The following is a 20,997-nucleotide window of genomic DNA, read 5'->3' on the forward strand; positions in this document are numbered from 1 at the left end:
CAGAATCCTCCGAGAAGGGAGTCGGTGATGATGAGCGGGAAGAAGATCCTGATGCTCGTTGGCGACTTCGTCGAGGATTACGAGGTAATGGTGCCGTTCCAGGCGCTGCAGGCAGTCGGCCACACCGTGCACGCGGTCTGCCCCGGCAAGAAGGCGGGGGAGAAGGTGCGCACGGCCATCCACGACTTCGAGGGCGACCAGACTTACAGCGAGAAGCCGGGCCACAACTTCGCCCTGAACGCCACCTTCGATGAGATCAACCCCGAGTCCTACGACGCCCTGGTGGTCCCGGGCGGCCGTGCACCCGAGTACCTGCGCCTCAACGAGAAGGTGGTCGCCATGGTGCGCCACTTCGGCGAGGCGGGCAAGCCCATCGCCGCCATCTGCCACGGCGCGCAGCTGCTGGCGGCGGCCGGCATCCTGGAGGGGAAGGCCTGCGCCGCGTACTACGCCTGCGCCCCTGAGGTGAAGCTGGCCGGTGCCGAGTACGTCAACCTGGAGGTGGACCAGGCCCACACGGACGGGAACCTGGTTACCGCCCCCGCCTGGCCGGCGCACCCGGCCTGGATCGCCCAGTTCCTGAAGGTGCTGGGCACGCGGATCGAACTGTAGCCCGTCCACAACAGAGCCCTCCGCCCCGTTCCCTGGGGCGGAGGGCTTATCCGTGCTGTGGTCGCCGGCCCTGCGACGAGGGCTTCGTCTGGTTCCTCCGGGTTTCTCACACCAGCGGCACCAGCTCGGGCGGCACCGGCTCGTCGGCGACGTGGGCGGCGACGACGGCGGCGAAGAGATCCGGCCTGTCCAGGCACCAGGTGTGGCCGGCGCCGGGCACGACGTAGGCCCGGGCGCTCGGCAGGTTCCTGGCCAGATCCCGGGCGCAGGTCGTGAGCAGGCCGAGCTCACGCCCGCCCACCAGGGCGAGGAGCGGAACCGGGGCGGTCCGGAGCGCATCCGGCAGGCGGAACGCCATGTTCTCCGCCACCACGGCCTCGAGGCCCTCGGCGGTGGTCTGCAGGGTGTCCGCGCGGAACTGCGCCAGGTACTCCCGCGGGATGCCCAGCTGCCGGGCGTTGGCGCGGATCATCCACTCCCGGTGGGCCAGGGGGAAGGTGAGCCGCAGCAGGACCCGGTAGGGGCCGATGCCGGGGAGGGGGCGGGTGAGAGCGCCGGAGACGACCGCCCGCCCCACCAGGTGCGGGTGGCTCGCGATCAGGTGCAGGGCCGTCTGGGCGCCCAGCGACAGGCCGACGACGTGCACCGGGCCTCCGGCCGCGGTGCGGATCAACTCGGCCAGGGCCGCCACGGCGCCCGCGAACGAGAACCGCTCACAGGCCAGCCTGCCGTGGCCGGGCAGGTCGGGCACCAGGCAGCGGAAGCGGTCGCTGAGGCGGTCTACGACGGGCTCCCACATCCACCCGCTGACGCCGCCGCCGTGCAGGAAGAGGATCGGGGGCGCGGATGCCGGACCGGAGATGTGGCAGGGCAAGGACATGGCGGCTACTCCTTTGGCAGGTCGGCCGTGCAGTGGGCGCAGCGGACCGCCTTGATCGGCACGGTGGACAGGCAGTAGGGGCACTCCTTCGTCTTGGGCGGCTCGGCCGGCGGCGTGGGGCGCCAGCGGTTGACCTGGCGGACCAGCAGGAAGACGGCGAAGGCCACGATGACGAAGTTGATGACGGTGTTAAGGAACTGGCCGTAGGCGATGATCGGGGCGCCGGCCTCCCGGGCCGCAGCCAGCGACTCGTACGGGGTGCGGCTCAGGTTGATGTAAAGGTTGGAGAAGTCCACCCTGCCCACGATGAAGCCCAGGGGCGGCATCAGCACGTCGTTGACCAGGGAGGTGACGATCTGGTTGAACGCTGCGCCCACGACCACGCCGACGGCCAGGTCGAGCACGTTTCCCTTCAGGGCGAACCGCTTGAACTCTGCAAGCATCAGGAACCCCTCCCTCGTCAGAAGTATCGCTTCCGTGAAGACTCTGTTCGCAGATGTGACTTCTCATTCTGAGGTGTTCGCAGCTCGAACTTCCGGTGGTCTGAGACCGCCCCGATGCCGCCGCCCAAGCGAGTTGGTGTACAGCCCTTGTGACACAAACCCTCGAGGTGCTCTCAAGCGCCCGAGCCGCTTTCCAGCCCCCGAGCTGCTCTCAAGCTGCCGGAATGACATGCCTCAACCAACCCGGGGGGTCCTCGCGCCCTGGTGAGCCCACGAATCCCCGACGGCTTGAGACTGCTCTGAAACCGCCGCCCGAGCGAGTTTGCTGTACAGCCCTTGTGACCGAAACCCTCGAGTTGCTCTCAAGCCCCCGAGCCGCTTTCAAGCCCCCCGAGCTGTTCTCAAGCTGCCGGAATGACATGCCTCAACCAACCCGGGGGGTCCTCGCGCCCTGGTGGGCCCATGAATCCCCGACGGCTTTAGACTGCTCTGAAACCGCCGCCCAGGCGAGTCTGCTGTACAGCCCTTGTGGCACAAGCCCCCGAGCTGCTCTCAAGCTGCCGGAATGACATGCCTCAACCAACCCGGGGGTCCTCGCGCCCTGGTACGCCCACGAACCTCCGACGGTTTGAGACTGCCCCGAAGCCGCCGCCCAAGCGAGTTTGCTGTACAGCCCTTGTGACACAAGCCCCCGAGCAGCTCTCAAACCGCCGGAACTTCGTGCCTCAACCAACCCGGGGGGTCCTCGCGCCCTGGTATGCCCACGAACCTCCGACGGCTTGAGACTGCCCCGAAGCCGCCGCCCAAGCGAGTTTGCTGTACAGCCCTTGTGGCACAAGCCCCCGAGCCGCTCTCAAACCGCCGGAACTTCATGCCTCAACCAACCCGGGGGTCCTCGCGCCCTGGTGGGCCCAGAACCTTCAACGGTCTGAGACCGCCCCGAAGCAGCATCCCGCGGGGCTGCCGATCACAGCAGGAGGCTGTGGACGAACACAAACAGCAGCACCGTCGCCACCCACCCCGCCAGGGGCACCGCCAGCTCCAGGCCCGGCCAGACGAACGCAGCGCAGGCGAGGAGAGCACCAGTGATCACGAAGTTCCGCCCCATCCAGCGCAGCGGGCCCGGCTTCTGCGGACCGCCGATCGGCCCTTCGGCGGCGGGTTCCGTCGACTCCCCGGGACGCACATCCAGTGCAGGGCGCCGCAGCGCGGTGCGGAGCCGGAATGCGATGAGCCGCAGGGCGAAGACCAGCCGGTCGTCGACCACGTTGCCATACGCGGCGGCCGCGCGGTTGCCGAACTCGATCTCCAGCCGGGCATAGAGGAACCCCAGGAACATGATCTCGCCGCGGCGGGCGAACCTGTCGAGCAGCGGCTTGTCGCTCCTCACCTCGGCCAGCAGCGATTCGATCCGCTCGCGGACCAGCCTGCGCCAGTGCGGGCGGCGGGGACGGCGGCAGGCCATGGCGCTGCGCAGGTAATGCACCAGCAGCCAGTCCAGGTCCGCGGGCAGGTTGCCGTCCTCGTCCAGCGGCTCCAGCAGTTCGACCACCGCGCCGAAGGCCCCCCGCTCGTAGTACTCCCTGGCCAGCCGCCACACGGCGCCGCGCTGCCCGGGCAGGTCGCGCACGGCCCACCGCCAGGCTTCCACCGCCTGGGCGGTGCGCCCGTTCAGCTCGTGGCACGCACCCAACAGGTAGAGCAGGTCGGCGCGCTCGGCCTTGTGCTCCCGGCCGATACGTCTCACGGCGGCCTCCAGCGCCCCGGCCGCAATCGCCGGGTCGGACTTGCGCTGCAGGTCGTGGGCGAAATCGAAGAGGCCGGGCCGTCGCACGAGCGCCTCGACGGCGTGCCGCCAGGCGGCCTCCTGATCGCCATCCGCAAAGGCCGCCTGGGCCAGCCGGATGTGCGGGTCGGCGTCGGTGGGGTCGGCCAGGGCCGCTGCCCGCCAGGCGGCCACGGCGCGGGCCTGGTCACCTTCCTCCCGCCACCACTCGCCGGCCCACCAGAGCGCGAGGGCCCGCTTGGTATCCGGCAGTCCCGCAAGGTGCGCCTCCAGGGCGGGCAGGCCATCCGCTTTGACCGCCTCCCACAGCCCGCGCCGGGCCGGGCCGGCGTCGGGGTTGAGCTCCAGGGCCGTCCGGAAGCTGAGGCCCGCCTCGTGTGGGCGCCCGGCCTTGAGCAGGCACCTGCCGAGGACCCAGTGGAAGCCGGAGTCGCCGGGCCACCGGGAGACGGCGGCCTCGGCCGCCCGGATGGCCTCGTCGTGCTGCCCAAGGGCGGAGAGCGCCAGCGGCAGGCGGAAGTGGGTCCAGCGGGACAGCGGGTCGAGCTCCAGCGCGGCCCGGTGGTGCACCGCCGCCTCGGCGTACTCGCCGGTCAGCTCGGCGGCGTACCCCAGGTACGTGCGCCGCCAGGCCTCGTTCACCCGGCCCTCGATCCGGTTCATGAGGGCGGTGATCTCCGCCGGCTTCCCCTGCGCTTCCAGGACGTCTGCCAGCCGGTCGGCGTATCTGCGCACCTCTTCGGGACGCACGGCCGCGTCCACGGCCCGGCCCAGCCAGGCGATCTGCCCTTCGGGGTCGCCCTGCTTCTCTGCCATCTGGGCCAGGGCATCGAAGGCCTGCGGCGAGGGGGACGTGCCGACCACCTGCTGCAGCAGGTCCGCGGCCCCGGCCAGGTCGCCGGCCTCCAGGAGCAGGTGACCGAAGGCGAGCTGGTCCGGCGCCTCCTGCTTTCCCAGCTCCAGCGCCCGGCGTCCCCAGCGGATCGCCTGCGCGGCGTCGTGCGCCAGCCAGGCACGGGCCAGCGCCCCCAGGCCGGGGCCGTCTCCGGCCGCCTCGGCCTGCTCGCAGAGGCGCGTGAGCAGTTCTGCCGCCTCGCTCTCCCGGCCCAGCCGGGTGCGGGCCGTGGCAGCCAGCGGCCCGAACCGGCCGGGCTCGCCGAACCGCTGCAGGGCGCTGTCCGCTGCTTCGAGGGCTTCCGCATGCAGGCCCTGCTGGAGCAGCAGGTTCGCCAGGCGCTCCTGCAGGTCGGCCGACCGCGGGGTGAGCCGGCTCTCCCGCACGAGGGCCAGGGCCCGCTCAGCCTGGCCCAGCGCCTCGTAGCGGTCGGACAGCTCGCCCAGCAGGTAGTCCGAGTCCGGATCCTGACCCGCGGCCACCCGCAGGGCGCGCACCGCAGCACGCCGCTGCCCCAGGGCCCAGTGGGCGTGCGACCGGCGCCACCACGCCCAGGGATAGGTGCGCTGCCGACGCAGCGCCTGGCGGAGCGCCGCCAGGGCGCCCCGGGGGTCGTCGGTGAGGAGCAGCACCTCGCCTGCCTTCGCCATGTCCTCCGCAGTCGCCGCCGCGTGCTGCCACGCGGTCAGGGCGAGCTCCCGGGCCCGGGCGGCGTCGTGCTCCATCCAGAGCTTGGCCAGCTCGACCTGCCGCCACGGTTCCCCGCCGGGCAGCAGTCTGCGGGTCAGGTACTCCAGGACCGGCAGGGGCCGGTCCAGCTGCTGCCCGGCCAGGAAGGCCCAGTCCAGCGGGGCCTTCCAGTCGGGGTCGAGCTGCAGGGCGAGATCCAGCTGCCGGAGGCCCTCCTCGACCTCGCCCTCCAGCAGCAGGAAGCGGCCCAGGCGGCCCTGCAGGATGGCGTTCGTCGGGTGCTCGGCGGCGAGCCCGATGAGCAGGGCCCGCCCCTCGTCGCGCCGGCCGGTCATGCGGAGCGCCTCGGCCAAGTAGGGCCCGAACCGGAGGTCCTCCGGGAACTGGCGAGCCCCGTGCTCCGCCGCCGCCAGCGCCTCGGGCCACTTGCCCTCTGAGCCCAGGAGGACCGCCAGCGAGTACTGCAGGTCTGCGGAGGTCTCCAGCAGTGGGCTCGAGCGCAGGAGCGCGAGGGCCCGCCCGGGCTGGCCCGTCTCCTGGTAGAGATCGGCCAACCTGTCCACCAGGTGTGCCCCCTCCGGCTCCTGGGCGATGGCGATGCGCAGGCAGCGGGCGGCCGCCCGGTGCTGCCCCAGGGCCCAGTGGGCCTCGCCCCGCATCCACCAGGCCCACGGGTAGACGCGCTCCTGCCGGAGCACCTGTCGGAAGGCCGCCACCGCCTCCGCAGGGTGTCCCTGGCGGTGGCGCAGGTGGGCCAGGTCGGCGGCCAGCACAGGGGAGGGATCCATCTCGTACGCCGCCTCGAACAGCTCCTCGGCCCGCGCCATGTTGCCCGCCTGCGCCTCGGCCTGTCCCCAGCGCTGCAGGGGGGTCGCATTGTCCGGGTCGGCGATAGCCGCCTTGCGGAAGAGGCGGCAGGCCTCCGCAGGTGACTCCCCGCGCGCCGCAAGCCCGAGGATGACGAGCGCCTGGGCCTGCTGCCGGCCCGGCTGCTCCCGGACCAGGGTGACCGCCCGCTCCTCCTCGTCCATCCGCATCAGGTGCTGCGCAACCTCGAGCCGGATCTGCCGGTGATCGGGGAAGCTGGTCAGCACCCATTCGGCGGCCTCCAGGGCTTCCGCGCGCGCACCCAGGCGCGGCCAGGCGCGCAGGCGGAGGAACGCCCGGGAGACCGTCATCTCGCCCTGTTGGATCTCGGCGTAGAGCGCCCGGGCCTCGTCCAGACGGCCGGCCAGCAGGTGCTCCCAGCAGGCCTGCATCCGGCGGATGGCGGCATCCTCGTCCGGCGGCAGCACGTCCAGCAGGCCGGCCGACGCCGCCGGGACGAAGGCCAGGGCCCAGTAGTCGGAGTGGGCGTATACGTGGTCGAAGGCGGCCACCCGCAGGTGGCGCCGCTGGTAGGAGTTCGGGTCCTGGATGTAGAGCCACTGGTCGTCGTAGCCCACGCAGATGTGGACGTGCGCCCCGCCCGCCCACTCGAGCCCGAGGATGGGCGGCACGCCCCGGTCGACGAGCATCCGGACCCGGTCCGGCGTCGCCCGGAAGGCGCGGGCTACCCAGCCCTCCTGCTCCAGGTAGCGGAGGGCCCGGTAGAGCGGCGTGCCGGCGCTTCCGTCCATGATGGCGCTGCCCACGGCGCGCTGGTCGGCGGGCCGGCCGTAGTAGGCGAAGATCATCGCCAGACAGGCCGGGAAACAGTGGTTGTGTCCCTGGCGGAGGGGAGGGACGGGCAGGCGCCTGCCGGGCTCGTCCATCGCGCTCCGGATGCGGCGCACGGTGCGCCCGGCGCGGCGGCCGGGAAGCAGCGGTGCGACGCGGTCCAGGACGCGCTCGGCCAGGTCAGTCTGCCCCACCGCCCAGGCTGCCGAGCTCAGGTGCAGGAGGAGGCGGGGGTGATCGGGGAACCGGTCGCACGCCGCCTCCAGCGTGCGGATGACCTCCTCGGACCGCCCGAGGTGCTGCAGGCAGATGGCCTTCAAGTTGTAGGCCCGGGGCTCCTCGCCGTACACCTCCATGTAGGCTGTGGCGCCGGCGGCGCACTCCTCCCAGCGGTGCTCGTGGGCGAGGATGTTGAGGCGGACGAAGGCCACGGCCTGCTCGGCCTCCGGTCCGGCGCCGTCCGCCAGCGCGGCCGCGCGCTCCAGCGCCGCGGCGGCGCTCCGGAGCCGGCGGCGGGCCGCATAGGAGACGGCCAGGTAGCCCAAGGCCCGGGACCGGTCGGCCCGGGTCCAGCTCTCGGATTCGAGCCAGGGGGTGAGCAGCTCCTCGGTCTCCAGGTAGCGGCCGCGCTCGAGGTAGGTGGCCGCCAGGTAGAGCGTGACGTCGGCCGGGCAGGGTTCGGTGCGGGCCGCCCGCCGCACCAGGCGCATCTCCAGGCCGGGGTAGAGCGTCAGGTCGGCCACACGGGCGGCGATGAGCAGTTCGTCCGGGGTCTGGGCGGTGCGGGCGAGCTCGCTGAGCTGCCGTGCGCACGCAGCGTACTGGCGGGCCTTGAGCTGGGCGGAGCAGCTCTCGAATAAGGGTTGCATGAATATCCCCCAATACGGAAATATCACCCCTTAAGTGTACTATAAAATGGCGCAACTGAGCCAGCGACCACCCGGGGGGTCCGGACGGCGGAGAGCCATCGCCGAGTTCCGGCGATGGCTCTCCCGCGGTCATTCCTCTTGGGCCTGTGCCGGGGCGACCTGCCAGGCGGGGGTGTCTATGTAGTCGCGGTCGTCGATGGCGTTGAAGAGGCTGGGAAGTCGCCCATGGTCGCCGGTGACGGAGTTGCCGCCGCTCACCGACTTGCTCTGGCTGCCGAAGCCGATCAGCAGGTTGGTTCCGATCGAGAAGGCGGACGAGGACTCGATGCCGTTCACCTTGATCATATGGATGTGAAACTCGACGGTCACAGCGACCCCCCTCTCCTGTCACCATATGCCGGCGGCGCATAGTGTGGAGATAGCGGCGGGGGGCCGCCGCGCGTGGAGGTGGTGGCCGGTGGATCGTCTGCACATCGGAGCCGTGGAGGTCACCTCCGACTCGGGCATCGTCTCCGTGGGCCGGACCGTCGTCCGCCAGTCCGGGTCGTCCGGCAAGGGATCGCTGGCGGGCGGCGCGCTCACCGGCGACTTCGGGGTGGCGGTGCTGGGGTTCGGTGTCATCCTGGATGATGACGGCCTCGACGGGCCCGCCTGGGGCTCGGCAGGGGGCAGGGCCCCGGCCGGAGGGAGGGCCCCGGCATGATGTACGGTTTCGGCCCCGTGGTTCCAGCCTCGTCCTATGCGGCCCCGGTGATCAACATCTGGGCCTTCAAGATCAACGGTGTGGACTCGAACGGGGTCGTCGGCACGGGCATGACGGAGATCGGTTACGTCACCAGCAACAACAAGGGCAACTCGCTGGTGGAGCTGCTGGGCGACGCGTGCTACGGCGGGCTGTGGTATGGGCTCCTGAACGACTCGGACTGGGCGGACGGCACATACGCCAACTGGGCCGGATTCCAGAATGTGGGGTGACGGGTTTTGACGTTCCCGTCGTACTCACCACAGTACCAGTCCACCGCCATTAACGTCGGCCTGCTGGAGGTCAACGGCCTGAGCGGAGGCTCGGTCAACCAGGGCATGGCATCCGTGAGCGGGAATGGCGGGGGAAACGGGGGCGGGGGGAGCAGCAACCAGTTCATCGGCATCAACGGCGACTGGGCGTCGGCCTGGATTCACGTCGGGCTGATCTGGTCGGTGTCGGGCGCCGGGGCCCAGCCAGGGGCGGCGCCTTCCGGGCCGATCGGGCAGGCGGGCGAGGCGTTCCTTCCCGCTGCCGAGCAGCCCCCCACGCCTTTCGTGCAGTCCCCCCCGCCCGTCGTGCAGGTGCGCAGCGGCGACCCGTCGCAGCATGGTACCTTCCGGTTCCGGTGGGACCGCCAGGAGGCCGCCGCCCGCAGCGGAGAGCGGGCGAAGGAGGGGCGGTATGCGCGAACCCGGTCCGGGCCGTCCCGCTGAACCGGGGAGGTCGAGCGATGCCCGGCTGCCCGGTGAGATCGTACCTCCCCAGATGCGGGAACTGCTGGCACAGGTCGCCGCGGCGGTCCGGGCGCTCAACCGGCTTGCGACCGCCCTGGAGGAGTCGCTGGCCCGCCCTCCCGTGCACCTGCAGGTGGAGCGGCTGGAGGTGCAGACCCTGGCCTTCCACCTGGGCGACATCGACGTGGAGGAACTCCAGGGCGAGCTGAACATTGGAATCACGCACAGCGTGCGGCTGCAGCCACCCGTGCGGGGCGGGGATGGGGAGCAGGGCCCGCCGGCCGCTGACCCCCCAGGTGGGCGGGGCGCCGGCGGCGGACAGGCGCCGCGCGGGCGGGTGCACGACGGGTTCCCAGGCACTTCGGCGCAGGGCGGGCCCGCACCGGGCGGACCGGGGCCTGCCGCGCAGGCGCAGGATGGGCCGGCGTCTGGCGAGCGGGCGCAGGGGCAGCCTGTGCGAGGGACGCTGCGCAACAGCGTCGTCACCCGACGGCGCGCGCTGATGGACCCCGGCGCACCGCCGGCCCGTCCCGGGGCCTCGCCCACAGCCGGACCCGCGTTCCGTGGCCAGTGCACGTCGAGGGATGCCGTCGAGTCCGCTCCCAGGTCCAGTGCCACGTCGACTCCCGAGTGCACGCCCAAGCCGGCCGCCTCGTTGACGCCCAAGACCAGCTCCGAGTCCACCCCCAAGTCCACACCCGAGTCCACTCCCAAGGCCACCCCCAGTTCCGTGCCCGATCCCATCCGCAACTCCATTGCCGCTTTTGATCCCGGAAGCGAATCCCTGGGCCGCGTCCAGGTCTGGCCCCCGCCGATGTCCGAAGGGAGCGCTGCCGATGACGAAGGGACACCATGAGCCGCCCGCCCAGCGGGCCGGCCCGCCGGTCGATCTCGTCCGCCGGGGCGACCGCCTGGTGCTCCTGGCCTCGCTGCCGGGGGTGAAGCCCTCCGACCTGCGGGTCTCCATCGTGGGCGACCGGCAGGTCCTCCTGGAGGGAACCGTCGCCTACCGGCACCCCCTGCCCCGGGAGAACCTCTCCCTCAACGAGCGCACCTACGGCCCCTTCTCGCGCACCGTGCAGCTGCCGCTGCCGGTGGACGCGGGCGCCGTGGCCGTATCATTTCAGGACGGCGTGCTGGCCGTTGACATGCGCGTCCGGGCCGAGGCCGTCCGCCTGAGCTGGCAGTCCAAGGAGGTGTGGGGCGGTGACCGACCCCGTTGAGGCCGCACAGCGGATTGCGGAGCAGCTGGAGGCCCTGGGCGACGCCTTCGGCGAGGACTTCCGGCGGGAGGTGAGCCGGGCCGGGACCCGGAAGAAGGGCCCGTCCCGGGGGAGGGGGGACGGGCCGCGGGCCGCATCCGTCGCAGGCCCGCCGCTGGACATCTACGTGACGCCCCACGAGGTGGTGGTCGAGGCGGTCCTGCCCGGGCTGACGGATCCGCACCAGGTGACCGTCGGCCTGGCCGGCCCCACCGAGATGCTCATGGAGGCCTACCTGCCCGACCGACTGCCCGACGGCCTGTACATACAGCGGGAGCGGTTCGCGGGCTACTGCGCGCGCCTGGTGACGCTCCCGGTCTCGGTGCGGCCGGCGGCGGCGGTCCGGTATCAGGACGGCATCCTCGAACTCCGGTTCCCGCGGCTGAGCCCGGGAACGGGGAGCGAGGGCGTGGCGGTGCTGCACGTGCCCCGGCACGGCGGTTGAAGCCTGTACGGCGTTGGGGTAAACTGCACCCAGACGGAATCGCCTGGGGGGAGCCTGCCATGACCACACGCGCCACGTCCGACCTGCTGACGCTCTTCGCCGCGGCCGAGGGCGGCTGGGTGAGCGGCGAGGCCATCTCGCGCAGCCTCGGGGTCAGCCGGACCGCCGTCTGGAAGCAGGTGGAGGCGCTGCGGACGCTGGGCTACCTGGTGGAGGCCGCCCCCCGCAAGGGCTACCGGCTGATCGCCCGCCCCGACCTGATCACGCCGGAGGAGGTGCGCACCGGCCTCGCCACCCGGCGGTTGGGTCAGGTGATCGAATACCGGCCCGCGGTGGGCTCCACCAACGACCTGGCCAAGGAGCTGGCCCGGCAGGGGGCGCCCGAGGGGCTGCTGGTGCTGGCCGACCAGCAGACCGCCGGCAAGGGGCGCATGGGCCGGTCCTGGGCCACGCCGCCCGGGGCGGCCATCGCCATGTCGGTGGTGCTCAGGCCCGACCTGCCGCCCTACCTGGCGCCGCGCATCACGCTGGCGGCTGCGGTGGCCGTGGCGGAGGCGGTCCGGGATGCGACCGGCCTCGCCGCGGGGATCAAGTGGCCCAACGACGTCCAAATTGGCGGCCGGAAGCTCTGCGGCATCCTCACCGAGATGGAGGCCGAGATGGACCGGGTGGCCTTCGTGGTCGTGGGCATTGGCGTCAACGTCGGGCTCCGCAGGGAGCAGATGGATCCCGCCTTCCGCGATTCCGCCACTTCGCTGGCGCTCGAGGGGGCTTCCGGCACGCGCCGGGCCGCGCTCGTGCAGGCCATCCTGCTTCGGCTGGAGCAGGCCTACGACGACCTGCTGGCCGGGCGCTTCCCGCACGTGCTCGACCGCTGGCGCGCCCTCTCGGTCACCCTGGGGCGGCCGGTGCGCGTGCTCGGGGTGGACGGGCAGGTCGTGGTGGAGGGGGTCGCCGAGCAGGTGGACGAGGAGGGGGCCCTCCTCGTGCGGGACGACGGCGGCCGGGTACACCGGGTGTTCTCGGGGGAGGTCTCGCTGCGGCCGGCGTGAGCGGGAGTTGATCGGCCCGCTGACGCACGGAGCGTCTGGGTATCCCGTGGTGCCCGCACCAGGCGACCAGATCATAGACAGTGCCCGCTCTACGTGGATGTCATCTACCTGGCGACGCCGCTGGCAACGGGCCTCCTGGCCGCTGCCGTGGCCGCCGTCGCAGCCCTGCCGGGCGTTGCCCGCAGGCCTGACGTGGTCCTGCGCACGGGCTGACAGCCGGTCCCGCGGGGGCTGGTGCCTGGTCTCGGCTCTCCTGATGAATGGCGCTGTGATGCGTGGGGCCGTTATGCCTGGCGTTGCCTCCGCGCTCGGGTATACCGGGGACTGGAATAGATTGGATAGCGCGCCCTCCGGCAGGGAGGGATCGGCGGCCCGTGTGGCGAACCATTCGCTCACCGAAACGGGGAGGATCGCACCGGATGAGCTATCAGCCGCCGCCCAACGGGTTCCGGACCTTCGTGCTCCTCTGGGCCTCGCAGTCGGTTTCGGTCTTCGGCTCGGCCCTGACCCTGTTCGCGATCGACATCTGGCTGGTTCAGGTGGTCTACCCGCACCCGGAGCAGCAGCCGCAACTGGCCTGGTCGCTGGCCGCCGTCGGCCTGGCGATGGGGCTGGCGCAGCTGCTCACCACGCCCCTGGCGGGCGCGCTGGCCGACCGGCTGGACCGCAAGGGCCTGATGCTGGCCATGGATGTGGTGAACTGCCTGGTGATGGCCCTCTGCGCCTTCCTGGCGGTATCCGACCTGCTGCAGGTCTGGACGGTCCTGGCGGTGGCGGGTGTCTTCGGCGTTACCAACGCCATCCACCACTCGGCGTTCGACACCTCCTACGCCATGCTGGTCACCGACGAGCAGCTGCCCCGGGCGAACGGCATGATGCAGACGATCTGGGCGCTCTCGTCCGTGCTGTCGCCGGCGATCGCCGCGTCCCTGATCGCCCTGCCCGCCCTGGCGAGGCAGGGGCAGATTCCCGGCGCCGTGGGGATCTGCTGGCCGGGCTCGAGAACGGCGTCCCCCTGGCGCTGGTCGTCGATGCCGTCTCCTTCGCCCAGGCCGCGGCGGTGCTGGCCTTCCTGCGGATTCCGTCCCCCCGCAGCCTGGGGATGCGCCGGCAGCAGGCGCGGGCGTCGCTCTGGTCGGACGTCCGCTTCGGCGTCGACTACATCCGGCGGCGGCCGCCGCTGCTATGGCTTCTCGCCACCTTCGCGGTGGTCAACCTCTGCCTGCCGCTGGGGGTCTTCATGCCCCTGCTCGTCAAGGTGAACCTGGCCGCAGACTGGGCGGCCCGCGGGATGACCTACGAGACCGCCCTGGCGACCCTGAATACCATGATGGCGGCGGGCGGCCTGGCGGGTGGCGTCCTGGTCAGCATCTGGGGCGGGGCGCGGCGGAGGCGGGTGGTGGTCCTGCTGCTCACCATGGCGCTGGGCGGCGTCGCCCAGGTGGGGCTGGGGTTCATGCCCGGCCTCTACCTCGCCGGGGCAGCGGCCTTCCTCATCAGCTTCTGCGGACCCATGTCCAACGCCCACTCGCAGGCGATCTGGCAGGGTCAGGTGCCCCGCGAGGCGCAGGGGCGCGTCTTCGCCGTGCGGCGGGTGATGGCGCAGGGTCTGCACCCCCTGGGGCAGGTGCTGGCCGGGTGGCTGGCGGCGCGGCTCGACCCCGGCGTCGGCCTGGCGCTGCTGGGCGGCGTGATCACGCTGGTATCCGGTGCCCAGCTGCTGAACCAGCAGGTGATGCGCGTGGAGGACAGGGCCTACGTCGAGGGGCTCGCGAGTCGAGCCGAGGCGTGAACCGCCCCGTCCGGGGACGCCTCCCCACGGATACGCAAGAACAGTAAAGGATGAGTCAGTTTTGCAGTATGAACTCGTAATCTCCGATATGGACGGGACCCTGCTCCGCGATGACAAGACGATCTCGCCGCGCACCAAGGAGGCGATCCGGCGGTTCGAGGCGGCCGGCGGCCGCTTCTCCTTCGCCACCGGGCGCGGGGTGGAGGCCTCCCAGCGCTACTTCCGGGAGCTGCAGCTGACGACGCCGCTGGTGCTGCTCAACGGTTCGCTCCTCTACGACCCGGTGAACGACCGGGACCTCGTCGTCCGCTCCCTGACGCAGGACGTGGTCGCCGCGGCCTGGCCGCTGCTGGTGGAGGCGGGGCTGCACCTGATCGTCCACGGGACGCGCCGGGGGGTGGTGCGGCAGATGACCCCCACTATCGCCGAGCACCTGGAGCTCGACGGGATCACCGTGGACCTGCGGCCGGACCTCTCGCCCGCCACGGCCGGCACGGTGATGAAGATCCTGACCATCGGGGAGCCGGAGCAGCTGGACCGGGCCGAGGAGGCCATCCTGGCTGCCCGCCTGCCGGTGAAGCTGGTCCGATCCCATCACACCTATCTCGAGGTACTGCCGCCGGAGGGCGGCAAGGGGACCGGCGTCACGGCCCTGCTGGCGCACCTGGGCATCCCCCGGGAGCACTCGCTGGCGCTGGGCGACTACTTGAACGACCTCGACCTGCTCGCCGCCGCCGGCCTGGGCGTCGCCATGGCGAACGCGCACCCCGGGCTGAAGGCCGTCGCCCAGCGGGAGACGCTCACCAATATGGAGGACGGTGTGGCCGCGGTCCTGGACGCCCTGGTGGAGGGGCGTCCTGTCGGGCGGCCGATCAGCTGACGGTTGCACAACCCTGCCCCCATATGTTAACCTGTACGAAAGTGCAGGTTAACATATGGGGGTGCCTCTGCGTGCGTACGACACGGTTGCGGAACATGGCCCTGGCCGCGGTGATGGCGGCGCTGATCGCCGCCGTCGCCCCGGTGCGCCTCTTCCTGCCCGGCCTGCCTGCGGTGCCGGTGACGCTGCAGGTGCTGGTCGTCCTGCTGGCCGGCGGCCTGCTCCGCCCGGCCTGGGGCGCCGCCTCGATGGGGCTCTACCTGCTGCTGGGGGCCGCGGGGCTGCCCGTCTTCGCCGGCGGCAACGCGGGGCTGCACGTGCTGGTGGGGCCGACGGCGGGCTACCTCTTGAGCTACCCGCTGGCGGCCGCGCTGGTGGGGGCGCTGGCGCCGGTGGATGTGCGCAGTTCGCCGCTGCGGATCGCGGGCGCGATGCTGGCGGGCCTGGTCGTCATCTACGCCGGCGGCTCCGGCTGGGCATGGCTGGTGGGGGGCAAGGGGCTCACCGCAGTGCTGACCGGCTGGGTGCTGCCCTTCGTGCCCTTCGATCTGGGCAAGGTGGCCGTGGCGGCGCTGGGGGCCGCCGCGGTCCGGCGGGCGCTGGTGCGGGCCGGGTTGCTGCTTGTGTGACGCAAACATGGGGGGTCGCCGTGCAGGTCCTCCCGCAGTCCCAGGTCATCGCACGCAGGAGGCCATCGGCACTGCGCTGTCCGGCCGCACCCCTGGGAGGCCTTCGGGGGAAGGAACCTGGCCGCTTTCCAGGAAAACGGGCAAGAATGTGGCACCCACCGGTAACCTTTCCGGTGGGTGCTTCGTTGTAGAGGGTGCAGACGGATTCGTTCTCATATGGAGGTCATGTACTGTGAACAGAGTGATCAGACTGACTGTCGCCCTCGCCACGGTGATCGCCTGCTCGGTGGGCGTGGCCTACGCCGCCGGGCGCCCCGTGCCCGAGAACCTGCCGGAGGTCGCGCTGCAGAACACCACGGAGGCGCAACTGCCGGGAGACGCGGAGGCGCTGGAGGCGGCCCTGTCGGCGGAGGGGCCCGTGCGGTACAAGATCCTGGTGATCGACAGCCCGGAGGGGGAGGACCCCACCGACTACCTGGACCGGGTGGCCGCCGAGTGGGGCCTGCCCGGACCTGATACGCTGTACCTGATCATCTACACAGAGGACAACTTCAACATCCGCTTCTACATGGGCGCCGACTTCCGCGCCGCCGGGGTCGATGTGGAGGAGATGCTCACGCTGGTGCGCACCCACTACCTGGCCGGCAAGCGGGAGGGCGACGTGGCCGGGGCACTGGCCGACCTGATCGGCGCGGTGAACCGGCGGATGAGCGGCGACGAGACCTCGCCCGGGCGGTGACGGGCCGAGGGCACAGGGGAGGCGCCTCCGGACCAGTGCCAGGGGGCGCCTCCCCTGGCTGTGTGCGCCGGCCGCTGCTTCACCGCCACCCGGCCAGGTGGTAGACTGGGGGTGTTCCGCCGGCCACACTTCTTGGAGGGACCAGACGTGAACCTGCGCGCACGGCTTCGTGCCTACGTTGACGCCTACCCCCGCATGCTCTGGTTCCTGGCCATCGGCAGCTTCCTCAACTCCACCGGGGCCTCGTTCATCTGGCCCCTGACCACGATCTACATCCACGAGCACCTGGGCCGGTCGATGACCGTGGCCGGAACGGTGCTGCTGCTCCACTCCGCCGGCGCCATGCTGGGCCAGCTCGCGGGTGGCTGGGGCTACGATCGGATCGGCCCGCGCCCCGTCATGCTCGGCGGGCTGTTCGCCGCCACCGCGGTGACGGCAGTTCTGGGGCAGACGTCCTCCTGGCCCGTCTACGTGGCCTGCATGGTGCTCTACGGCATCGCGCTCGCACTGCCGCTCGCGCCGGTGGGCGCCATGCTGGCCAGGGTGTGGCCCGGCCAGGGGCGGCGCGCCTTCAACTTCAACTACGTGGCGAGCAACCTGGGCGTGGCCGCGGGAACCGCACTCGGCGGCGTGCTGGCGGATCGCTCCTTCGCGCTGGCCTTCGGCGGTGCGTCGGTCCTCTTCCTGCTTTACGGCCTCTTTGCTGCCGCCTTCATCCGGGAGGAGCGGGTCCGGGCCGGTGACGTCCGGGAGGGGGACGGCCGGGGGCGGGAGGCCGCGCCGGAGGGGCCCGTGCCCTGGCCGCCCATCATCGCGCTGTTCGTGGCTTACCTCTGCATCACCCTGGTCTACGGGCAGTGGCAGACGGGGAACTCGATCCGCACGCAGGAGCTGGGCTTCGGCCTCTCCGCCTTCTCGGTGCTCTGGACGCTGAACGGGGTCCTCATCTTCGCGGGCCAGCCGGTGCTCAGCCTGATCGTGCGCCGCATGCGCCGCCCCACCGCCCAGATGGTGGCGGGCGTCGCGCTCCTGGCCCTTGCCTTCGGGGTGCTTCTCACCTCCGACCGCTATGGCATCTTCGTGCTCTCGATGGTGCTGCTCACGTTTGGCGAGATGCTGGTCTGGCCGGTCATCCCCGCCACCGTCGCCCGCCTCTCGCCGCCGTCGAAGCGGGGGCGGCTGCAGGGGCTGATCCTGAGCGGGCAGACCGTCGGGCGGATGCTGGGTCCGCTGCTGGGCGGCATGCTCTACGACGCAGCGGGCTACACCGCGCAGATTTCGGTGATGACCGCCGGTCTGGCGGTGCCGCTGCTGGCGATCCTGTACTACGCCCGCACTCGGTGGGCCGACGAGGCCGCACAGGAGCAAATCGAGGCGTGATGACGCGACTGGGCCCCCGCTCGGAGGAGCAGGGGGCCGCTTCACTTGTGGCGCCGGGCCTCATCAGTAGCCCCAGCCGCGGTCGGGGAACTCCAGGCTCTCGATCACCAGTCGTCCGTCCTCGCCGGGCCGACCACGGCCCGCCCGCGTCAGTATACCCAGCCGTGGTCCAGGAACTCCAGGCTCTCGACGACCAGTCGCCCGTCCTCGCCGGTGCCGATCACCGCCCGACCGGTCCAGTAGGAGCCGCCCTCGTACTCCTGAACGGACGCCATGAACTCGATGGAACCATCCGGTCCGGGAGGGGCGGGCTCGATCCGGGGGCCGTACTCCGCCTCTACGATCCGCCCCACCCGCACCGGGCTCGGAACGTAGTGGACCCGCCCGACGTCCTGGTCCATGAAGGCTGCCCGCACTGCGGGATCGGGGATGTAGCCTTCGATCTGGTCGGCGAGGCCGTACCACCTGGCCACGAAGAGGGCGGTCAGCAGATCGGCCGCGGTGGTCGGGTAGGGGCCGGGGGTGACCTCCTGGCTGAGCTGCCAGGCCAGGTAGGGGAAGGCGGACTCGCTCGGGGCCCGCTCGATCACGTAGCGGGAGACGAAGGTGTAGCCGCTCAGGCTGCCCGTGATCTCGACGGCGCCGTCCGGCCGGATCCCGTAGCCCATGCCGAAGGCCAGGTTGGTCTTGGGATGCCAGCCCCAGGGCGAGACGAACTGGTCGCCCTCCATCCACTCGAAGGCGATGGCGTGCCACGCAGCGGGACTGCCCGTCTCCCTGATCAGCACCGGGCTGGCGATGCCGGGGATGGTGACGAGGTCCACGCGGCCCAGAACCGAATCAGGCAGCCAGTCTTGGATCGCCCTGAGGCGGTTGCCCCGGCTGTCCAGGATCCAGACCTCATCGGCGTGCCACTCGCCGAGCCGACCGATGATCGCCTCGGCCGCACCATCCCCGTTGAGGTCCACCTCCCGCACCGGCAGGCCGGCCTCCGCCGCCTGACGCAGCTGCTCGCTCCTGAACTGGGCGAGGGTGACGGGCTGGACGGGCGCGTACTCGTCAGCGGGCCAGGGCTCCGCGCCTGCCAGCATTGCCGCGCGGGACGGAGGCTCGGCGGGCTGCGCCTGCCCCCGCCGCTTGACGAAGGACTGGGCGGGGTCGGCGAAGTGGTCCACCCGTTCGTCCAGGATGCCCGTCATGTCGCCGATCCAGCCCTCGGGTGCGGGGCCGGGAGCGAACACGTAGACGGTCTGCTCCTGCCGGTTCAGGACCGTCAGCTGCCAGCAGGCGTCGTAGGTCGGACCCAGCGGGGAGTGGCACTCGGGCACCGCCTGCAGGTTGAACCAGACATCGGCATCGCCGCTTCGCTGCTTCCAGGCCAGGCCGTCCTCCGGTTCGGGCGGCAGGTAGCGGAGCAGGCCCGGTCCCTTGGGATCGCGGCGGAAGATGCCCTGGTCCGTGATGAACCAGGTGACGTACGGCTCGCCGTTGGAGGCGCCGATCAGCCTGGCTCCATCCCGGATGTAATGCTCCTCCACCGAGGTGAGGTCGGAGCGGAAGAAGTGATGCTGCGCACCGTCGCCGGGCAGCAACTGGACCGCAGGCGGATCGGTCTCCGCCGGGCTCAGCACCGCAGGTGCGGCTGGCGTGCCCGGTTCGGCCTCCAAGGGAGTTGGGCCCGGTTCTGCTTCGACAGGCACATCTGCGGGCCGGGTCGGCTCATTGACGGCAGGACTGCTGCCACAGGCGGACAAGAACAAGAGGGCGCCGAGAACAAGGAGCGCCAGGGGCTTGGCCTTCATGACGACTTGCCTCCAATCGGAGTCACACCCGACACTCTCAGCGGTTCACTAGTGTGACTGCTCAAGGTTCGCTGCTGTTCCCGATCGGACCTGGCGATGCTGGTGCACGGCCGCGCCAGATCCTACCATCGCGGCTTGATCTCGCACGATACCCTGGCCGGGCCAGGCCCTGCCGGCGACGCTTCATCTCGCACAACACCCGGGCCGCGCCAAGTCCTGCCGTCGTGGCTTGATTTCGCGCAATACCCGGGCTTCACCGTAACCCCGCGCGGTGGTAGACTGGGGATGTTCTTCACACCATGGAGGGACTGGCCTTGCACCTGTCTGCCCGCTTTACGTCCCTGGTTGACGCCTACCCGCGCCTGCTCTGGATGCTGGGCATCGGCAGCTTCCTGCATTCGGTGGGCTTCGCGTTCATCTGGCCCCTGACCACGATCTACATCCACGACCACATGGGACAGTCGATGACCGTGGCCGGCGTCGTGCTGCTCTTCCACTCCGCCGGGGCCGCCCTGGGGCAGCTGGCGGGCGGCTGGCTCACCGACCGCATCGGCGCCCGCCGGGTGATCCTGACCGGACTCACCCTGTCCGCACTGCTCATGGTGGTGCTCGGCCGCTACGAGTCCTGGCCCGTCTACGTGGCCGTCATGATCGCCTTCGGCATCACCTCTTCGCTGGCCGGACCGGCGATCAACGCCCTGGTGGCGCTGGCCTGGCCGAACGGCGGGCGGAGGGCCTTCAACTTCAACTACGTGGCCCACAACCTGGGGGTGGCCGTCGGAACGGTCGTCGGCGGGCTCCTGGCCGACATCTCCTTCTCCGTCGCCTTCTATGGCGCCGCCATCCTCTTTGGCCTGTTCGTGATCTTCGCGTTCGTGGCGATCCGACCTGCGGGGGCGGAACCGCACCGTGACCCGAGGGCGGTGGGGGCCGGCCCAGCGCAGGGCGACGGCGGGGGCCTCGCCGGAACCACGCCGGCGGCTCCCGAGTGGCCCGTTCCCTGGCTGCCCGTCGTGGCGCTCTTCGTGGCGTACCTCACCGTATGGCTGGTCTACATGCAGTGGCCGGTGGGCGTCTCCGTCCACATGCAGGCACTTGGATTCGATCTCTCCGTATACTCGCTGCTCTGGACCCTGAACGGCGCGCTGATCGTCGTCGGGCAGCCGCTCCTCTCGTGGGTGCTGCGGCGGGTGCGGCGGGCCGCCGCCCAGATGGTGCTGGGCCTGGCCCTGATCGCGGCCGCGCTCGCCCTGCTGCTCACCTCGTCCCGCTACGGGGTCTTCGTGGGTTCGATGGTGCTCCTCACCTTCGGCGAGATGCTGCTCTGGCCCGTCATCCCCGCCAGCGTGGCGCGCCTCTCCCCGCCTTCACGGCGTGGGACGCTGCAGGGGTTCATCCTCTCGGGCGCCACCTTTGGCCGCATGCTGGGCCCGCTCCTGGGCGGCATGCTCTACGACGCCTCCGGGTTCAACGTGCAGATCGCCGTGATGAGCGCAGGCCTCGTGGTCCCGCTGCTGGCGGTGCTCCTCTTCGACCGGACCCGGCCGGCGATGGTCCCCGCCGAGGGCGACTGAACGAACGATCCCCCGCCATTTGGGCGGGGGATTGCGCGGTGCGCCCAGCATGGGCGCTGACTTGTTGGTGAAAGTCCAACACGGGCGAGGTGGCACTAGCCCGTTAGCCAAAGGCAAGGGCTGCCCAGT

At 71.3% G+C, this 20,997-nt stretch carries 19 protein-coding genes and 1 pseudogene; 15 read left to right on the forward strand and 5 right to left on the reverse strand.

Features of this window, described 5'->3' with window-relative positions; translation table 11 throughout:
* The first annotated feature begins 30 nt into the window (after positions 1-30).
* Positions 31-612 (forward strand): DJ-1/PfpI family protein, encoded by a 582-nt coding sequence (locus J2Z79_RS15665; RefSeq protein ID WP_209467838.1) that lies wholly within the window; start codon positions 31-33, stop codon positions 610-612.
* 106 nt (positions 613-718) lie between these two features.
* Here the strand turns inward: J2Z79_RS15665 and J2Z79_RS15670 are convergent, their stop codons facing one another.
* The 4 genes from J2Z79_RS15670 to J2Z79_RS15685 all read right to left on the reverse strand — a co-directional run bounded on the left by J2Z79_RS15670 (position 719) and on the right by J2Z79_RS15685 (position 8,203).
* Complete coding sequence (locus J2Z79_RS15670; protein WP_209467839.1) at positions 719-1,492, reverse strand: alpha/beta fold hydrolase; 774 nt, start codon at positions 1,490-1,492, stop codon at positions 719-721.
* 5 nt (positions 1,493-1,497) lie between these two features.
* On the reverse strand, positions 1,498-1,935 hold the full coding sequence (gene mscL / locus J2Z79_RS15675; RefSeq protein WP_209467840.1) for a large conductance mechanosensitive channel protein MscL: 438 nt from the start codon (positions 1,933-1,935) through the stop codon (positions 1,498-1,500).
* 967 nt (positions 1,936-2,902) lie between these two features.
* Complete coding sequence (locus J2Z79_RS19015; protein ID WP_209467841.1) at positions 2,903-7,834, reverse strand: tetratricopeptide repeat protein; 4,932 nt, start codon at positions 7,832-7,834, stop codon at positions 2,903-2,905.
* A 129-nt stretch (positions 7,835-7,963) separates the two neighbouring features.
* Positions 7,964-8,203, reverse strand: coding sequence for a spore germination protein (locus J2Z79_RS15685; RefSeq protein WP_209467842.1), 240 nt, complete (start codon positions 8,201-8,203; stop codon positions 7,964-7,966).
* Between the two features lie 88 nt (positions 8,204-8,291).
* Between J2Z79_RS15685 and J2Z79_RS15690 the strand changes: the two genes are divergently transcribed.
* The 13 genes and pseudogenes from J2Z79_RS15690 (at position 8,292) to J2Z79_RS15750 (ending at position 17,492) form a co-directional block, all read left to right on the forward strand.
* Positions 8,292-8,537, forward strand: coding sequence for a hypothetical protein (locus tag J2Z79_RS15690; RefSeq protein WP_209467843.1), 246 nt, complete (start codon positions 8,292-8,294; stop codon positions 8,535-8,537).
* Positions 8,534-8,809, forward strand: coding sequence for a hypothetical protein (locus J2Z79_RS15695; protein ID WP_209467844.1), 276 nt, complete (start codon positions 8,534-8,536; stop codon positions 8,807-8,809). Before J2Z79_RS15690 ends, J2Z79_RS15695 begins: the two co-directional genes overlap by 4 nt.
* A 6-nt stretch (positions 8,810-8,815) precedes the next feature.
* On the forward strand, positions 8,816-9,292 hold the full coding sequence (locus tag J2Z79_RS15700; protein WP_209467845.1) for a hypothetical protein: 477 nt from the start codon (positions 8,816-8,818) through the stop codon (positions 9,290-9,292).
* Entirely contained in the window at positions 9,261-10,169 is a 909-nt protein-coding gene (locus J2Z79_RS15705; protein ID WP_209467846.1) for a hypothetical protein, read from the forward strand. The genes J2Z79_RS15700 and J2Z79_RS15705 overlap by 32 nt, the downstream gene beginning before the upstream one ends.
* Complete coding sequence (locus J2Z79_RS15710) at positions 10,150-10,536, forward strand: Hsp20/alpha crystallin family protein (RefSeq protein ID WP_209467847.1); 387 nt, start codon at positions 10,150-10,152, stop codon at positions 10,534-10,536. Before J2Z79_RS15705 ends, J2Z79_RS15710 begins: the two co-directional genes overlap by 20 nt.
* Positions 10,520-11,020 carry an Hsp20/alpha crystallin family protein gene (locus J2Z79_RS15715; protein WP_209467848.1) on the forward strand — a complete coding sequence of 167 codons (501 nt, stop codon included), beginning with the start codon at positions 10,520-10,522 and terminating at the stop codon, positions 11,018-11,020. The genes J2Z79_RS15710 and J2Z79_RS15715 overlap by 17 nt, the downstream gene beginning before the upstream one ends.
* Positions 11,021-11,079: 59 nt before the next feature.
* A complete protein-coding gene (locus J2Z79_RS15720) occupies positions 11,080-12,072 on the forward strand; it encodes a biotin--[acetyl-CoA-carboxylase] ligase (RefSeq protein WP_209467849.1) in 993 nt (330 codons plus the stop codon).
* Between the two features lie 419 nt (positions 12,073-12,491).
* Positions 12,492-13,001, forward strand: a pseudogene (locus J2Z79_RS19020) (MFS transporter); the annotation flags it as partial.
* Between the two features lie 131 nt (positions 13,002-13,132).
* Complete coding sequence (locus J2Z79_RS19025) at positions 13,133-13,864, forward strand: MFS transporter (RefSeq protein ID WP_342589515.1); 732 nt, start codon at positions 13,133-13,135, stop codon at positions 13,862-13,864.
* A gap of 61 nt (positions 13,865-13,925) precedes the next feature.
* Positions 13,926-14,744: a Cof-type HAD-IIB family hydrolase gene (locus J2Z79_RS15735; protein ID WP_209467851.1), complete on the forward strand. Its 819-nt coding sequence runs from the start codon at positions 13,926-13,928 to the stop codon at positions 14,742-14,744.
* A gap of 71 nt (positions 14,745-14,815) precedes the next feature.
* Positions 14,816-15,373 carry a biotin transporter BioY gene (locus J2Z79_RS15740; protein ID WP_209467852.1) on the forward strand — a complete coding sequence of 186 codons (558 nt, stop codon included), beginning with the start codon at positions 14,816-14,818 and terminating at the stop codon, positions 15,371-15,373.
* Between the two features lie 232 nt (positions 15,374-15,605).
* On the forward strand, positions 15,606-16,112 hold the full coding sequence (locus J2Z79_RS15745) for a hypothetical protein (RefSeq protein WP_209467853.1): 507 nt from the start codon (positions 15,606-15,608) through the stop codon (positions 16,110-16,112).
* Between the two features lie 147 nt (positions 16,113-16,259).
* The gene (locus J2Z79_RS15750; protein WP_209467854.1) at positions 16,260-17,492 is read left to right on the forward strand and encodes an MDR family MFS transporter; all 1,233 of its coding nucleotides are present in this window, start codon (positions 16,260-16,262) and stop codon (positions 17,490-17,492) included.
* 149 nt (positions 17,493-17,641) lie between these two features.
* Here J2Z79_RS15750 and J2Z79_RS18625 read toward each other — a convergent pair whose 3' ends face one another.
* Positions 17,642-19,159, reverse strand: a complete 1,518-nt coding sequence (locus J2Z79_RS18625) for a hypothetical protein (protein ID WP_245302862.1) — start codon at positions 19,157-19,159, stop codon at positions 17,642-17,644.
* Between the two features lie 449 nt (positions 19,160-19,608).
* Here J2Z79_RS18625 and J2Z79_RS15760 point away from each other — a divergent pair, with 449 nt between their 5' ends.
* Positions 19,609-20,868 carry an MFS transporter gene (locus J2Z79_RS15760; RefSeq protein ID WP_209467855.1) on the forward strand — a complete coding sequence of 420 codons (1,260 nt, stop codon included), beginning with the start codon at positions 19,609-19,611 and terminating at the stop codon, positions 20,866-20,868.
* Positions 20,869-20,997 lie beyond the last annotated feature (129 nt).

It is taken from the genome of Symbiobacterium terraclitae (assembly GCF_017874315.1).
GTDB classification, from domain to species: domain Bacteria; phylum Bacillota; class Sulfobacillia; order Symbiobacteriales; family Symbiobacteriaceae; genus Symbiobacterium; species Symbiobacterium terraclitae.